Genomic DNA, 15,494 nt, shown 5'->3' with positions numbered 1-15,494 from the left:
AATCCTCCGGGCGTGACAGCAAGGGGTCGGTTTGCCGTCTGAAGGGGCCGGTGGGGGGCTCTAAGCGGCCGAACGGGCTGGGGATGGGGGCGTTACCTGGGTCAATCGAGTCTGTCATCGATCCACGGCCGCCTAGTGGAGCAGGCTGCCCTGGAGCTCGGCACGGAGGTCCGGGGTGAGGACGGTGCCCGCACGGTCGACCAGGAGGGCCATTTCGTACCCGACCAGACCGATGTCGGCGTCCGGGTGGGCGAGCACGGCCAGCGAGGAGCCGTCCGAAATGGACATCAGGAAGAGGAACCCGCGTTCCATCTCCACCACGGTCTGGCTGACTGCGCCGCCTTCGAAGATCCGGGAGGCGCCCGCGGTCAGCGAGGTCAGACCGGAGGCGACAGCCGCCAGTTGGTCCGCGCGGTCGCGCGGGAAACCTTCGGACATGGCCAGCAGCAGTCCGTCGGCGGAGACCACCACCGTGTGCGACACCCCGGGGGTGTTGTCCACGAAGTTGGTGATCAACCAGTTCAGATTCTGCGCGGCCTGACTCATCGGGCTCAACTAACGCTCCTGCTGGTGAGTGGGGCCGAGGGGAAAACTTCCGGTCGACTGGCTGTTGTTGGCCTGCCGTCCCTGCTGGATGCCCCGGCGGAGATTGGTCAACCGCCCGCGCACATCATCGGGCGCACGCGACACCTGAGGACCGGACTGGTGGTTCTGCTGCTGGGCGGTGCCCGGCACCAGATTGGCGCGAGGTACCCGGCGAGGCAGTCCGGAGGTGGTCACTCCGCCTGCCGCGGGCTTCTTGGCCCGCTCCGCCTGCCGTACGAGTTCGTCGTTCGGCGAGGGGCGCCAGGAGTTTGTGGTGGCGCCCGTGTCGCCTCCGCCGCGGCGCGGCGCGGCGGGAGCGGGGCGCTCCTGGGCCGACTGCTGCGGGAAGCCGGGCGCCTGAGGCTCGGCGGGCGGCTGCTGGCCGCCCTGCTGCGGGCCGTGGAACCAGTTCGTCTCCAGGGTGTCGTACAGCGGCGTACGACCGTCCCCGGGCCCGGCCGGAGGCAGCGCCTCGGACTGCGGCTGCTGCGGCAGGACCGGGCGGTACTGCGCGTCACCGTTGGGCACGGCGGGCGGACGCGGGGCACCGAAGTCCCCGTTGTCCCGGCCGCGCTGAAGCGGTGCCGACAGGTCCTGGTCCTGCGCCCGAGCGGGCTGCGGCTGTCCGAAGTCGGGGCGGGCGAACTGCGCGGTGCTCGCCGGGTCCTGCGGGGACTGAGACTGCGGGGCCGGGGCCGAGAAGTCCGGGCGGGCGAACTCGGCGGTGGAGCCGGGGCCCTGCCGGTCGTCCATGGGCGGCCGCGGGGTGAGCGGCGGGCTCATCGGCCGCTGGAACCGGCCGGTGGACTCGGGCTCCTCGTGGCCGCGCGGGGCGTCCAGCGGAGCACGCCGCGGCGCGGACGGTTCCTCGGTGCCCCAGCTGGTGGTCTGCGGGCGCTGCGGCTGCGGGTTGCCACCGGGCAGCTCGGCACGCGGGCCGCCGACCGGGGGCAGCTGACGACCGGGGTCGACCGGGCCGCCGGGCTGCTGGAAGCCGCCCTGGCCGCCCGGGTTCTGCCGGGCCTGCTGCGGCTGCGGGGACTGCCAGGGGCTCGGGCCGTTCGACCGGCCCTGCTGGTCGCCGAGGTCCTGGCGGCTCTGGTCCTGGCGGTGCTGGTCCTGGCGGCTCTGGCCGAACATGTCGGGCTGGGACGAGTCCGCACGGCCCGATCCGTCGCCCTGGCCGCGGGCGCCGAGCCGGGCACCGTTGCCGAAGGCACCGGCGAGGCCGCCGCCCTGACGCTGCGGCTCCGGGCGCGAGGCGCCCTGCGGGCCGGTGTTGGACAGCCCGGCGGACTGGAAGCCGGCGTTCTGCTGACCCGGCTGACCCTGCTGGTTCTGCGGCTGGCGGGGGCCGCCGTCACGCGAGGGCAGCGCGGCACGCGGACCGGAGCCCGCACCGACCTGACCGCGCGCGGCACCCGGGCCCGCGGCGAGCCGGCCGGCCGGGGCCGACGGAGCGCCTCCGAGACCGGGACGGGAGCCGTTGCCCGCGCCCGTGCCGCTGCCACCGCCGAGCAGACCGCCGGGGGCGGAGGGCTGCTGCCCCGGTCCCGGCTTGGGGGCCGACTGCTTGCCGCCGTGCGCGACATCGACGGGGAGCATGACCAGCGCGGTCGTACCACCGGAGTCCGAGGGCCGCAGCTGGATCCGGATGCCGTGACGCAGGGACAGCCGGCCGACCACGAACAGACCCATGCGGCGGGAGACCGAGACGTCCACGGTGGGCGGCGAGGCGAGCCGCTCGTTGATCGCCGCGAGATCCTCGGGGGAGAGGCCGATGCCGGTGTCGTGGATCTCGACCAGCACCCGCCCGTCCGGCAGCGCGTGGCCGGTGACCCGGACCTTCGTCTGCGGCGAGGAGAACGACGTGGCGTTCTCCAGCAGCTCGGCGAGCAGGTGCACGAGGTCGTTGACGACGCGGCCGGCGACCTCGGTGGCGGGCACCGCGGCCAGTTCGATGCGCTCGTACTGCTCCACCTCGGAGGCGGCGGCACGGAGCACGTCGACCAGCGGGACGGGGCGGGTCCACCGGCGGCCCGGCTCCTCGCCCGCGAGAACAAGGAGGTTCTCGCCGTTACGGCGCATGCGGGTCGCGAGGTGGTCGAGCTTGAAGAGCGAGGACAGCTGGTCCGGGTCGGCCTCGCGCGACTCCAGTTCGGAGATGAGCGAGAGCTGACGCTGGATGAGGCCCTGGCTGCGGCGCGAGAGGTTGGTGAACATCGCGTTGACGTTGCCCCGCAGGAGGGCCTGCTCGGCGGCGAGACGGACGGCCTCGCGGTGCACGTCGTCGAAGGCCGCGGCCACCTTGCCGATCTCGTCCCGGGAGTGCACACCGACCGACTCGACCGAGGTGTCGACGTCCTGCGGGTCGGCCTCGGAGAGCTGCTTGACGAGCTCGGGCAGCCGGTCCTGGGCGACGCGCGTAGCTGTGTCCTGCAGTCGCCGCAGCGAGCGGATCATCGACCGGGCGACGACGAAGGCACCGACCAGCGAGACGCCGAGCACCAGCAGGATGAGCGCACCGCTGATGATCGCTTCGCGCTTCGACTCGTCGCGGAGCTCGCGAGCCTTGCCCTCCATGTCGCTGAGGAGGGTTTCCTCGATGGTCTTCATCGCCTGGATCTTGGTGGAGCTCTGGTCGTACCAGTCCAGGTAGGAACGCCGAGGCATGCCCTTCATGCCCGAGGGGCTGTCCAGGACCTTCTTCGCATAGGTCTCGGAGGCCTTGATCTCCGGGTTGCCCTCCTTCAGCGTGGCGATCAGCTCTTCGGCGTTGTTGCCGGTCGCCTCGTAGACCGATGTGAAGGAGCGGAGCGCAGAGTCTTCCTTGCGCAGCGCGGCGCGGCCGAACTGCTGGTCGTTCTGGTCGAGGTGCGACTGCTTGTCGTTGCCGCCGGGCAGCGACGCGGCGATGACCGCCCGCTGGATCGAGGCGTACTCCTTGGCGGAGGAGAAGGCCGCCAGTGCTCGGGTCCGCTTGATCATCTCCGAGCTGCTGGTCGACTGCGCCATGTCCTGCGAGAGGCTCAGCAGCGAGGTGATCAGCTGGCTGTACTGGTCGACGGTCTGGAGGCTGGGGGTGCCCTTGGCGTACGCCGTCTTGCGGATGTCGCGGATCGAGGCCAGCTGGCTGGCGATCTGCTGGACGCTCGAGTAGATGCCCTCGAGGGCCTCGTCGCCCGACGGGTCGCCGATCGAGTTCGTCGCGTCCAAGAAGGCCGTCTTCGCCCGGTCGGTCTTCTTGCGGGGCTCGGTGACCTTGAAGTCGTCGGCCTTCACCCCGTTGGACAGCGGACCGGCCGAGCGGTCGCGCTCCTCCTGGAGCGCCTGGGCGAGCGTGGTCGCCTGCTTGGTCATCTTGGTCAGCAGCTGCATGTGATCCAGCTGCTGGATGTCGTTCATGGAGTCGTTGATCCGCAGTCCGCCCAGGGTGGTCGCGGCGACTACGGGAAGGGCGAGCAGGGAGACCAGACGCGTGCTGATCCGCCAGTTGCGAAGAGCTACTCGTGAGCCGGTGCTGACGGGGGCCCGAGGCTTGAGCGACGAGATCGGATCGGTGCCGCTGCCCGCCGTGGCACCGGGGTTCCGGTCGCGGTCACCGCTGTCGCCGGCCGAGGCCGGTCCGGGGTTCTGGGCGTGCTGGGGCGAGGAACCGCGGTCGGTCCCGCCGTGCGGCTCCTGTTCCGCCGCAGCGCTGCCATCCCTCTTGAAACGTCCCTGCACTAGCGTCGCAACCTCTGGACCAGGCGTCCCTCCGCGCGAAGCGGGTGGGACGGTGTCGGCGTCGTGGGGCGTCGTGTCCGCCCCCTGGTGGTCGTGAGTGACCGGCGCTCTTCCCCTTCCCGCCGCCACTCGGCGCTGCGTTGCGCCCCTGCGCGCCGGCCCTGAAACCTGCGGCGGTGCGTGGAATTCCAGCACAGTGCCGGATCTCCAACAAGGGCCCCGCACCGGGCCGTGACCTGGGTGACGCGTTGTGACGAATGAGTAACAAACCGTGGAGCGTGTTCGCGGGCAAAGTGGATCATTAAGGGTGAATCGGTAGGGGGTGAAGGGTGTCCCAGTCGACATGATCAGGAGCGGAATGGCTCATTCAGTGGCGCAATGTCCGTTTCTGTCAGAGTGATCGGCCGCCCGGAATGAGGCAATTGTCGACGTGGTCGTGAGGAAACTCACATGATGATCGCCGTCTCATCCGGGCTCTCGAAGGGAATTGGATGTTTAGCCTGACGCTTTACAGGGATGGCAAATCCGACAACCGGCGCCCCTCCGGGCGGCGCCCGAACCGACAGGGTCCGAACGGCAGATGAAGACGACGATGATGTTCCGCAACATTGCCAACCCCCGGCGCACCACGCTGGCGCACCTCAAGGACGCCGACGAGCTGCAGACGCCGGAACTGCCGGAGCGCACCGTCGAGCTGCCCACCCAGACGGCCAACCCCCGCCGCACCATCCTCATGGAAGCCCCGGTCACGGCCCCGGCCGCAGCGGCCGAGTAATGCGCGGTTGTCCCCCCTCACCCGCGTTAGCCTGGAGCGTCAGTCTTCAGCCAGCCAGCAAGTGAGGGGCGACAGCATCCCGTGCGCATCGCCAGGTTCTCCATCGACGGCAATGTCGCCTTCGGCGCCGTCGAGGGCGAGGGGCCCGATGGTCTCGTCCTCGACATCATCAAAGGCATCCCGTACGCCGAGTTCGAGCTCTCCGGCACCAAGGTCCCGCTGAGCAAGGTCCGCCTCCTGCCGCCCGTGCTCCCCAACAAGGTCGTGGCCATCGGCCGCAACTACGCGGAGCACGCCGCGGAACTCGGCAACGAGGTACCGGATGTCCCCGTCGCCTTCTTCAAGCCCACCACCTCGGTGATCGGCTCCGGCGACGCCATCGAGTACCCCTCCTTCTCCAACGAACTCCACCACGAGGCCGAACTGGCCGTGGTCATCGGTCGTATGTGCCGTGAAGTGCCGCGTGAGCGCGTGAAGGACGTCATCTTCGGCTACACCTGCGCCAATGACGTCACCGCCCGCGATGCCCAGAAGCGCGAGAAGCAGTGGGCCCGGGCCAAGGGCTTCGACACGTCCTGCCCGCTCGGCCCCTGGGTGGAGACCGACCTCGACCCCAGCGACCTGACCATTCAGGCCACGGTCAACGGTGAGCAACGCCAACTGGGCCGTACGAGCGACATGATCCGCTCCATCGAGGATCTGGTCGTCCACATCACGGAAGCCATGACGCTGCTCCCGGGCGATGTGATCCTCACCGGCACTCCCGCAGGGGTCGGACCCCTCCATGTCGGCGACGAGGTCGCCGTCACCATCGAAGGCATCGGCACTCTCACCAACAAGGTGATCAAGCGTGGTTAACGCACCTGTACGCGTACGTTTCTGTCCCTCCCCGACCGGCAACCCCCACGTGGGTCTGGTCCGCACCGCCCTCTTCAACTGGGCCTTCGCCCGCCACCACGGCGGCACCCTGGTCTTCCGCATCGAGGACACCGACGCGGCCCGCGACTCCGAGGAGTCCTACAACCAGCTCCTGGAGTCGATGCGCTGGCTCGGCTTCGACTGGGACGAGGGCCCCGAGGTCGGCGGCCCGCACGCCCCGTACCGCCAGTCGCAGCGCATGGACATCTACAAGGATGTCGCCGAGAAGCTTCTCGCAGGCGGGTACGCGTACCACTGCTACTGCACCACCGAGGAGCTCGACACCCGCCGCGACGCCGCCCGTGCCGCCGGCAAGCCGTCCGGCTACGACGGCCACTGCCGCGAGCTCACGGCCGAGCAGATCGCCGGGTACGAGGCCGAGGGCCGCACCTCCATCGTCCGCTTCCGGATGCCCGACGAGGCGCTGACCTTCACCGACCTGGTCCGCGGCGAGCTGACCTTCCAGCCGGAGAACGTGCCGGACTACGGCATCGTCCGTGCCAACGGCGCCCCTCTCTACACGCTGGTCAACCCGGTCGACGACGCGCTGATGGAGATCACCCACGTCCTGCGCGGCGAGGACCTGCTCTCCTCCACCCCGCGTCAGATCGCCCTCTACAAGGCGCTCATCGAGCTGGGCATCGCCAAGGGCACCCCCGCGTTCGGCCACCTCCCGTACGTCATGGGCGAGGGCAACAAGAAGCTCTCCAAGCGCGACCCGCAGGCCTCGCTCAACCTCTACCGCGAGCGAGGCTTCCTGCCCGAGGGGCTGCTCAACTACCTCTCCCTGCTGGGCTGGTCCATCGCCGAGGACCGCGACATCTTCTCCATCGAGGAGATGGTGGCCGCGTTCGACATCAAGGACGTCAACGCCAACCCGGCGCGCTTCGACCTGAAGAAGTGCGAGCACATCAACGCCGAGCACATCCGCAAGCTGGATGTGAAGACGTTCACCGAGGCGTGCGGCCCCTGGCTGAAGGCGCCGTTCGCCCCGTGGGCCCCGGAGTCCTTCGACGCGGAGCAGTTCGCGGCGATCGCCCCGCACGCCCAGACCCGTGTCACGGTCCTTTCGGAGATCACGGCCAACGTCGACTTCCTCTTCCTCGACGAGCCGGCCACCGACGAGGCGTCCTGGGCCAAGGCGATGAAGGAGGGCTCCGACGCCCTGCTCGTCACGGCCCGCGCCAAGCTGGCCGACGCCGAGTGGAACGCGGACGCCCTGAAGAACGCCATCCTCACCGCCGGCGAGGAGCACGGCCTGAAGCTCGGCAAGGCCCAGGCCCCGGTCCGCGTCGCGGTCACCGGCCGCACGATCGGCCTGCCGCTCTTCGAGTCCCTGGAGATCCTGGGCCGGGAGAAGACCCTGGGCCGCATCGACGCGGCACTGGCGAAGCTGACCGCGTAATCGTCCAGGTCACGCCCTGAGGGGGCGGCCCCCGGTTCATTCCGGGGGTCACGCCCCCTCTGCCGTTTCTCGGCGGCTCTTCCGCCGGCACCCGCATGCGGGCCGCCCAGCGCAAATGATTCGGCTCTGAGGACATCGACGACCTGAAGATTGTCTTCATCGGCCTGCAGAGCACCGCGAGCCCGGCGCGCCCGCCGCGTAGGAACCTAGGCTGGGCCCCATGACGATCCGCGCGGTCCTCTGGGACATCGACGACACGATCTTCGACTACACCCACGCCGACCGCGTCGGCATGAGCAAGCATCTCGAACACGAGGGCCTGCCCGACGGATACGACTCCGTCGAGCGGGCCCTCGCTGCGTGGCGGGCGATCACCGATGTGCACTGGGCGCGGTTCGCCGCCGGGGAGACGGACTTCCAGGGGCAGCGCCGGGACCGGGTCCGGGAGTTCCTCTCGCGGGCGCTGGAGGATGCCGAGGCCGACGACTGGTTCGGCCGGCACGTGGCCCATTACGAGGCCGCATGGTCGCTCTTCCCCGATGTGCTGCCCGTACTGGATGTGCTGGCGGACGGGTTCCGGCACGGGGTGCTGTCGAACTCCAGCATTCACAACCAGGACCGCAAGCTGCGCACGCTCGGTGTGCGGGAGCGGTTCGAGGCCGTGGTGTGCGCTGTTGAGCTGGGCGTCTCCAAGCCCGAGGCCGGCGCATTCCACGCCGCCTGCGACGCGCTGGCGCTGGAGCCGGAGGAGGTCGCGTACGTGGGGGACGAGCCGGACATCGACGCGGGCGGCGCGGTTGCCGCGGGGCTGATGGGGATCTGGCTGGACCGGGGCGGACGGGGCGGGCGGCCCGAGCTCGTCCGTATCAGCGGGCTCGATCAGCTGCCCGGTCTGCTGGGGCCTGTCCGACCCTGATCCGCCGGACAGGCCTGGCGGGCAATACCCGTTTTGGAGCGCCGGACACCTTCGGGTAATGTTCTTCCTGCGCCGCCCGAGCGGGACGGAAGATCCGAACGGGAAGCGCAAACCGAACAAAACCCTTGATCAGGGTTGAGTTTTGGTGGGCTATGGTGTAATTGGCAACACTACGGTTTCTGGTACCGTCATTCTAGGTTCGAGTCCTGGTAGCCCAGCGCAGAAATGCAACAGCAGTAACAAGCCCCCGTTGTGTAGCGGCCTAGCACGCTGCCCTCTCACGGCAGTAGCGCCGGTTCGAATCCGGTCGGGGGTACAGATCCTTCCCGCGAGATCATCTGGGTCGCACCCACGCTCTCGATGCAGGATCGCTAGGGCCCCCGTTGTGTAGCGGCCTAGCACGCTGCCCTCTCACGGCAGTAGCGCCGGTTCGAATCCGGTCGGGGGTACTTCACCATGGGCTATGGTGTAATTGGCAACACTACGGTTTCTGGTACCGTCATTCTAGGTTCGAGTCCTGGTAGCCCAGCGCAGAAATGCAACAGCAGTAACAAGCCCCCGTTGTGTAGCGGCCTAGCACGCTGCCCTCTCACGGCAGTAGCGCCGGTTCGAATCCGGTCGGGGGTACAACAGAGCGACAGAGAAGGGCCCTTCACCTCGGTGAAGGGCCCTTCTCTGTCACTCCCTCAGATCCCGTACCGCCGGGCCGACTCCTCCTCCTGAGCCATCCTGCGCAGCGACATCAGCAACGGTTCATAGAGCACAGCCGAGGCGACCGCCGTCTCCACCTGCTCCGCCTCCGTGGGGTACGTCTCCATCATGTCCAGGTCCTGGACGGCGACTTGGTGCATGAGGCGGGCCTGCTCGGCCAGATATTCGACATCGCAGGGATAGCCGAGCCGGATGAGGGTGGCCACTGACGACACCAGCGCGCGATGGGCGGGGGACAGGGAGCCGAGCTCCTGCGAGGTCGCCCAGCCGAGCCGGTCCAGCAGCCGTTCGACCTCCTCGCGGGCGGCCGCCGTCTCCGGCGCCTCCTCGTCGGGGTCCGGACCGTGCGGGAGCGACCACAGTGCGGCGCCCAGGCGGATCGTGCGGCCCAGGGACTCGTCGTCGACATGGGAGAGGACCTCGCGGGCCGTCGCCACGGGGAGACGGCCGACCTGGATCAGGGCCCGCACCAGACGCAGCCGGCGCAGATGACTCTCGTCGTACTCGGCCTGCGTCGCGCTGACCCGGTGGCCCGGCCGCAGCAGCCCCTCGCGCAGGTAGTACTTGATCGTCGCGGTCTTGACGCCGCTCTTCTCGCTCAGTTCCGAGAGTCGCATGTTCCGTGCCTTCCCTTGCGCCACCTCTTGGGCAGTGCCACTATCCAACCATTGGATAGTGGCACTCTCCAAGAGGAGAAGGGGGTACGGCCATGTTCGCGAAGCCGATTCCGGGGCGGACGACCGCCGCAGCCGAGGGGGAGGTGGTCGTCCTGCTCATCGGGATGCGCATCAACCACTTCTGGGGCGTGCACCATTGGCTGCCCGTGCTGGTGGCAATGCCGCGCATGCTGCGGGAGTTGAGCAAGGACAAGAGCCGCGGTCTGCTCGGCTGCACGCTGCTGTCCGGCTCGCCGCGGACGTACTACGTCGTCCAGTACTGGGAGTCGAAGGAGAAGCTGTACGCGTACGCGAGCGCTCCCGACATGTTCCACCGCAAGGCCTGGGCGATGATGAACCGCAAGGAGAAGAAGTCCCGGCAGCATGTGGGGCTGTGGCACGAGACATACATAGTGCCCGAGGGCGGCTACGAATCGATCTACGCCGATATGCCGGCCTACGGACTGGCCGCGGTGACCGGCGTACTGCCGATCGAGGGGCGGGGTCGCCGGGCGGCGGACCGTCTCGCGCACCGCTCGTCCGCGAAGTGAGGTTCTGAGAAGGGGCCGCCACGACGCCGGGGCGGCCGGAAGGTATTTCCTGCGTACGTCAGCCGTTGCGGCGCAGGGCCTCGCTGAGCCTGGCCGCCGAGTCGATGACCGCCTGGGCGTGCATCCGGCCCGGGTGCCGGGTCAGCCGCTCGATAGGTCCGGAGACCGAGACGGCGGCGACCACCCGGTTCGAGGGGCCACGCACCGGCGCCGAGACCGAGGCGACGCCCGGCTCGCGCTCGCCGATCGACTGGGCCCAGCCCCTGCGCCGTACGCCCGAGAGCGCCGTCGCCGTGAAACGGGCGCCCTGGAGGCCGCGGTGCAGGCGCTCCGGCTCCTCCCAGGCCATCAGGATCTGGGCCGACGAGCCGGCCTTCATGGTGAGCGTGGAGCCGACCGGCACGGTGTCCCGCAGACCGGACAGCCGCTCCGCCGCCGCCACGCAGATCCGCATGTCGCCCTGTCGCCGGTAGAGCTGCGCGCTCTCGCCGGTGATGTCGCGGAGGTGAGTGAGCACCGGTCCCGCCGTGGCCAGCAAGCGGTCCTCGCCTGCCGCCGCCGCCAGTTCCGCCAGCCGGGGGCCGAGAATGAAACGGCCCTGCATGTCCCTCGCCACCATGCGGTGGTGTTCGAGCGCCACGGCCAGTCGATGTGCCGTGGGTCGTGCGAGCCCGGTCGCCGCGACCAGCCCGGCGAGGGTGGCCGGACCGGACTCCAGGGCGCTCAATACCAGAGCTGCCTTGTCGAGAACGCCGACGCCGCTAGAGTTGTCCATACGACGATACTCCCGTCTCACTCTGTGAAACGCAAGTTCAATTTTCGGCGGAAGTTGCGAACCTGTAGGGGCGGCCACACAACGGCCCGCAGCCACCGCCCCGCACGGGGGTCCGGACGGCGGCGCACCGAATCTCTAGTTGGGCCGGCGAAGACGCCGGCCGGAGGGAAAGCGATGGGTAGGACACTCGCGGAGAAGGTCTGGGACGACCATGTCGTCCGGCGCGCCGATGGTGAGCCCGACCTCCTCTTCATCGATCTGCACCTGCTGCACGAGGTGACCAGCCCCCAGGCCTTCGACGGCCTCCGTCAGGCCGGACGCCGGGTGCGGCGCCTCGACCTCACCATCGCCACCGAGGATCACAACACCCCGACCCTCGACATCGACAAGCCCATCGCCGACCCGGTCTCCCGTGCCCAGTTGGAGACGCTGCGCAAGAACTGTGCGGAGTTCGGTGTACGTCTGCACCCGCTGGGTGACGTCGAGCAGGGCGTCGTGCACGTGGTCGGCCCACAGCTGGGGCTGACCCAGCCCGGCACCACGGTCGTCTGCGGTGACTCCCACACCTCCACGCACGGCGCGTTCGGCGCGCTGGCGTTCGGCATCGGCACCAGCCAGGTCGAGCACGTGCTGGCCACCCAGACGCTGCCGATGGCCCGCCCGAGGACGATGGCGATCACCATCGACGGCGAACTGCCCGACGGCGTCACGGCCAAGGACCTGATCCTCGCGATCATCGCCCGGATCGGCACCGGCGGCGGCCAGGGCTACATCCTCGAATACCGCGGCCCGGCCATTGAGAAGCTCTCGATGGAAGCCCGGATGACCATCTGCAACATGTCGATCGAGGCCGGCGCCCGGGCAGGCATGATCGCCCCGGACGAGACCACGTTCGACTACCTGAAGGGCCGCGACCATGCCCCGCAGGGCGAGGACTGGGACGCCGCCGTCGCGTACTGGAAGACGCTGCGCACGGACGACGACGCGGTCTTCGACGCCGAGGTCGTCATCGACGCCGCGGAACTGGCCCCGTTCGTCACCTGGGGCACCAACCCCGGCCAGGGCGCGCCCCTGTCGGCCAACGTCCCCGACCCGGCTTCGTACGAGGACGCCTCGGAGCGCAACGCCGCCGAAAAGGCCCTGGAATACATGGGGTTGACCGCCGGCCAGCCGCTGCGCGAGATCAACGTGGACACCGTCTTCGTAGGCTCCTGCACCAACGGCCGGATCGAGGACCTGCGTAACGCCGCCGCGATCCTGGACGGCCGCAAAGTCGCGAGAGGCGTACGGATGCTGGTCGTCCCGGGCTCGGTCCGGGTCGCCCTGCAGGCCGTCGAGGAGGGCCTGGACAAGGTCTTCACCGCCGCAGGCGCCGAATGGCGGCACGCGGGCTGCTCGATGTGTCTCGGCATGAACCCCGACCAGCTGGCCCCCGGCGAGCGCTCCGCCTCCACCTCGAACCGCAACTTCGAGGGACGGCAGGGCAAGGGCGGCCGTACGCACCTGGTCTCCCCGCAGGTCGCCGCCGCCACCGCCGTGCTGGGCCACCTGGCCTCGCCGGCCGACCTGTCCGACGCCCGTACGCCCGCCGGAGTCTGAGAATCATGGAAGCTTTCACCACACACACCGGCCGGGCCGTCCCGCTGCGCCGGAGCAACGTCGACACCGACCAGATCATCCCCGCCCACTGGCTGAAGAAGGTCACCCGCGACGGTTTCGAGGACGGACTCTTCGAGGCCTGGCGCAAGGACGAGAACTTCGTCCTCAACCGCCCGGAGCGCAGCGGCGCCACGGTGCTGGTGGCCGGTCCCGACTTCGGCACCGGATCGTCCCGCGAACACGCCGTGTGGGCGCTGCAGAACTACGGTTTCAAGGCCGTCATCTCCTCCCGGTTCGCCGACATCTTCCGGGGCAACTCGCTGAAGAACGGCCTGTTGACCGTCGTCCTCGACCAGAAGGTCGTCGACGCGCTCTGGGAACTGACCGAGGCCGATCCGACCGTCGAGATCACCGTCGACCTGGAGGCGCGCCAGGTCCGTGCCGAGGGCATCACGGCCGACTTCGAGCTCGACGAGAACGCCCGCTGGCGACTGCTGAACGGGCTGGACGACATCAGTCTCACCCTTCAGAACGAAGCGGACATCGCGACGTATGAGGTGGCAAGACCGACCTTCAAGCCGCGTACAATTAACGCCTGAGCAGCGCGTTTCCAGGACTGCGCCCCTTGCCATCTGGTAGGGGGCGCAGTCGCTTGTTGAGACCCCGTCGGGCGACAACTCGCCCCAGATGGCACAATCGGTGCATGGAACGCGACAGCCAACTCAAGCTTTACGGCCAAGTCGCCGACCGATTGAAGGAAGCGCACACAAGAGTGCGCGCACTGCAAGTCCCGGAGGGCGTAAGGATGGCGCTGTCCCGGAAGCTGTTGGTCATCACGGCCGCGGCTAAGCACGATCTCCCGGATGCGGCAAGGCGTCTGGACCGGTTGATGAAGGACCTCGATGAGGGCCGATTCCCCGAAGGTGACTGACTCTGCGGAACTGTGCAGCGGTCGACTTCGTTGCGGCACTAGGGTGATTAGCCCGTTTCGTGTTTGATTTGCGGTATATATCTGCCTAACGTGCGAAAACGCTTGAACACTTTCGTTCTGGCAATGTCTCCGAAGGGGAAGACGTGAACAAGGCGCAGCTCGTAGAAGCGATTGCCGACAAGGTCGGCGGCCGTCAGCAGGCCGCAGACGCCGTCGACGCGGTGCTCGACGCGATCGTCCGTGCGGTTGTCGCAGGGGACCGTGTCTCGGTCACCGGCTTCGGCTCGTTCGAGAAGGTCGACCGCCCCGCCCGCTACGCCCGCAACCCGCAGACGGGTGAGCGCGTGCGGGTCAAGAAGACCTCGGTGCCCCGCTTCCGCGCGGGACAGGGCTTCAAGGACCTGGTGAGCGGCTCGAAGAAGCTCCCCAAGCACGATGTGGCCGTGAAGAAGGCGCCCAAGGGCAGCCTCACGGGCGGTGTTGCCCGTGCGACGACCAAGGCCGCGGCCAAGAAGGCCGCCGCCAAGAAGGCCGTTGCGAAGAAGGTCACCGCCAAGAAGGCCGTGGCCGCGGCGAAGACCACCGCGGCCAAGAAGACCACCGCGAAGAAGACCACCGCGGCGGCCAAGAAGACCACGGCGGCAGCCGCGAAGAAGACCACCGCCGCGGCGGCGAAGAAGACGACGGCCGCCAAGAAGGCCGTCGCCGGCAAGACCGCGCCCGCCAAGAAGGCCACGGCGAAGAAGGCGCCCGCGAAGAAGGCCACGGCACGCAAGACCACGGCGAAGAAGGCCACTGCACGGAAGAAGTGAGGCCGAGCAGCGCAGGGCCACTCACGCGCCGGGCCGGGCTCCTCTTGGGGAGCCCGGCCCGCGGGCTGTTGTGGGCAGTGCGCGGAGCCGTTCAGAACGTCTGCAGCGTCACCAGCGTGATCCGTAGATCCGCGCCCTCGCCGGTGACCTCGATGCGCACCCGCTGCCCCGGACGCAGCAGCCGCAGACCGCCGGCGTCGAAGGCCCGGGCGTCGAATTCCACCGGGGTGCCGTCGTCGAGCAGCACACTGCCGGTGCGGGTCTCGGGGTCGTACGTGTACGAGGTCGCCTGCATGAACGGCAGCCTATCGGTCCCCGAGGGGCGCTCCGGCGGCCCAGCGCCCCGCCGTGTGCGGGCCGACGCCCAGGGCCAGGGCCGCCCGCAGATCGTCGCCGGTGTCCACGTCCTGGCGGACCGAATCGATGCCGGTCAGGCTGATCTCCACCGCTCCGGAGTCCAGATGCCGGGCCCGGGAAGAACCGCCGAAAGCGGGTCGCAATTCCACTCCCGGCGCAGCCGAAAGAAATGTTGTACCGATTCCCGCCGCATCGGTGACAAATGCGCGGGGAAATGCGGCGGAAAAATTGAGTACCCGGGACAATTCTCCGGGGCGCAGCGCGGGCAGGTCCGCATTGAGAGCGGCGAGAGCCGCCCCTGGCCGCTCGGCCCGCACGGTCCGCTCACCGTGCGCGAGGGCGGCATTGAGACCGTGGTCCGGTTCGTCGGGAACGATTCGCGCCCCGAGCGCCGCGAGAGCCGCCCCGGCCTCCGTGTCGTCCGTGACGACCACCACATCCCGTACGGCCGGGCAGGACAGGGCGGCGGCCACGGTGTCCCGGGCGAAGGCGAGGGCGAGCCGCGGGCGCAGTGCGGCGCCCGTCGCAGGCGCGAGCCTGCTCTTGGCCCGTGCCAAGGGCTTCAACGGGACGACCAGTGACCAAGGACCGGCCGGGTCGGTGTTCGTGGCGATCTGCCTCTCGATGTGCATCGCCGCTTATTCTCGCCTGCCGGTGCGAGAACCCGGGGGTTCGGTCCCGAAGGCGGGGCGTACGGTGTTCTCGACAGAGCAGGGGCCTGGGGCGAGACTTGACCGTCGGTAGCCAGGCAGCAGTCAGGTCCTTAGAGGAAGGTGT

General features: G+C 69.1%; 15 protein-coding genes and 5 tRNA genes. 14 read left to right on the top strand and 6 right to left on the bottom strand.

The features are described 5' to 3' along the window. Nucleotides 1–132 precede the first annotated feature (132 nt). On the bottom strand, nt 133–555 hold the full coding sequence (locus IEZ15_RS22440) for a roadblock/LC7 domain-containing protein (RefSeq protein WP_003966009.1): 423 nt from the start codon (nt 553–555) through the stop codon (nt 133–135). Beyond that, on the bottom strand, nt 556–4,311 hold the full coding sequence (locus IEZ15_RS22435) for a sensor histidine kinase (protein WP_189279086.1): 3,756 nt from the start codon (nt 4,309–4,311) through the stop codon (nt 556–558). Between the two features lie 580 nt (nt 4,312–4,891). On the opposite strand from IEZ15_RS22435, the gene IEZ15_RS22430 reads away from it, so the two are divergent. From IEZ15_RS22430 to IEZ15_RS22390, 9 genes are all read left to right on the top strand, one after another. Then, nucleotides 4,892–5,086 (top strand): hypothetical protein, encoded by a 195-nt coding sequence (locus IEZ15_RS22430; protein WP_114246866.1) that lies wholly within the window; start codon nt 4,892–4,894, stop codon nt 5,084–5,086. An 81-nt stretch (nt 5,087–5,167) separates the two neighbouring features. Then, nucleotides 5,168–5,944, top strand: coding sequence for a fumarylacetoacetate hydrolase family protein (locus IEZ15_RS22425; protein ID WP_114246867.1), 777 nt, complete (start codon nt 5,168–5,170; stop codon nt 5,942–5,944). Then, nucleotides 5,937–7,409 (top strand): glutamate--tRNA ligase, encoded by a 1,473-nt coding sequence (gltX, locus tag IEZ15_RS22420; RefSeq protein WP_189279085.1) that lies wholly within the window; start codon nt 5,937–5,939, stop codon nt 7,407–7,409. The genes IEZ15_RS22425 and gltX overlap by 8 nt, the downstream gene beginning before the upstream one ends. Nucleotides 7,410–7,629: 220 nt before the next feature. Next, nucleotides 7,630–8,325: an HAD family hydrolase gene (locus IEZ15_RS22415; RefSeq protein WP_114246869.1), complete on the top strand. Its 696-nt coding sequence runs from the start codon at nt 7,630–7,632 to the stop codon at nt 8,323–8,325. A gap of 146 nt (nt 8,326–8,471) precedes the next feature. Then, nucleotides 8,472–8,543: transfer RNA gene (locus tag IEZ15_RS22410), tRNA-Gln, on the top strand. 25 nt (nt 8,544–8,568) lie between these two features. Then, nucleotides 8,569–8,641, top strand: a tRNA-Glu gene (locus IEZ15_RS22405). A 60-nt stretch (nt 8,642–8,701) separates the two neighbouring features. Further along, nucleotides 8,702–8,774: transfer RNA gene (locus tag IEZ15_RS22400), tRNA-Glu, on the top strand. 8 nt (nt 8,775–8,782) lie between these two features. Next, nucleotides 8,783–8,854 (top strand) — tRNA-Gln (locus tag IEZ15_RS22395). A gap of 25 nt (nt 8,855–8,879) precedes the next feature. Further along, nucleotides 8,880–8,952: transfer RNA gene (locus IEZ15_RS22390), tRNA-Glu, on the top strand. A 59-nt stretch (nt 8,953–9,011) separates the two neighbouring features. Here IEZ15_RS22390 and IEZ15_RS22385 read toward each other — a convergent pair. Next, nucleotides 9,012–9,653, bottom strand: coding sequence for a MerR family transcriptional regulator (locus IEZ15_RS22385; RefSeq protein ID WP_114246870.1), 642 nt, complete (start codon nt 9,651–9,653; stop codon nt 9,012–9,014). A gap of 92 nt (nt 9,654–9,745) precedes the next feature. On the opposite strand from IEZ15_RS22385, the gene IEZ15_RS22380 reads away from it, so the two are divergent. Continuing rightward, on the top strand, nt 9,746–10,243 hold the full coding sequence (locus IEZ15_RS22380) for a DUF4188 domain-containing protein (RefSeq protein ID WP_189279084.1): 498 nt from the start codon (nt 9,746–9,748) through the stop codon (nt 10,241–10,243). A 58-nt stretch (nt 10,244–10,301) separates the two neighbouring features. Here IEZ15_RS22380 and ndgR read toward each other — a convergent pair whose 3' ends face one another. Beyond that, nucleotides 10,302–11,018 (bottom strand): IclR family transcriptional regulator NdgR, encoded by a 717-nt coding sequence (gene ndgR, locus IEZ15_RS22375; protein WP_030928691.1) that lies wholly within the window; start codon nt 11,016–11,018, stop codon nt 10,302–10,304. A gap of 174 nt (nt 11,019–11,192) precedes the next feature. On the opposite strand from ndgR, the gene leuC reads away from it, so the two are divergent. The 4 genes from leuC (at nt 11,193) to IEZ15_RS22355 (ending at nt 14,360) form a co-directional block, all read left to right on the top strand. Then, on the top strand, nt 11,193–12,617 hold the full coding sequence (gene leuC, locus IEZ15_RS22370; RefSeq protein WP_114246872.1) for a 3-isopropylmalate dehydratase large subunit: 1,425 nt from the start codon (nt 11,193–11,195) through the stop codon (nt 12,615–12,617). 5 nt (nt 12,618–12,622) lie between these two features. Beyond that, nucleotides 12,623–13,216, top strand: coding sequence for a 3-isopropylmalate dehydratase small subunit (leuD, locus tag IEZ15_RS22365; RefSeq protein ID WP_114246873.1), 594 nt, complete (start codon nt 12,623–12,625; stop codon nt 13,214–13,216). 104 nt (nt 13,217–13,320) lie between these two features. After that, entirely contained in the window at nt 13,321–13,548 is a 228-nt protein-coding gene (locus tag IEZ15_RS22360) for an SCO5555 family protein (protein ID WP_072487271.1), read from the top strand. Nucleotides 13,549–13,691: 143 nt separating this feature from the next. Further along, the gene (locus IEZ15_RS22355; RefSeq protein ID WP_189279083.1) at nt 13,692–14,360 is read left to right on the top strand and encodes an HU family DNA-binding protein; all 669 of its coding nucleotides are present in this window, start codon (nt 13,692–13,694) and stop codon (nt 14,358–14,360) included. 91 nt (nt 14,361–14,451) lie between these two features. On the opposite strand, the gene IEZ15_RS22350 is transcribed toward IEZ15_RS22355, so the two are convergent. After that, nucleotides 14,452–14,655, bottom strand: coding sequence for a hypothetical protein (locus IEZ15_RS22350; protein ID WP_093899138.1), 204 nt, complete (start codon nt 14,653–14,655; stop codon nt 14,452–14,454). 10 nt (nt 14,656–14,665) lie between these two features. Then, entirely contained in the window at nt 14,666–15,349 is a 684-nt protein-coding gene (cofC, locus tag IEZ15_RS22345) for a 2-phospho-L-lactate guanylyltransferase (RefSeq protein ID WP_114246876.1), read from the bottom strand. Between the last annotated feature and the right edge of the window lie 145 nt (nt 15,350–15,494).

This window comes from Streptomyces atratus (genome assembly GCF_014648655.1).
GTDB classification, from domain to species: Bacteria; Actinomycetota; Actinomycetes; order Streptomycetales; family Streptomycetaceae; genus Streptomyces; species Streptomyces atratus.
Note: the sequence above shows the minus strand (reverse complement) of the source record. Positions and strands in the feature narration are given on the sequence as shown.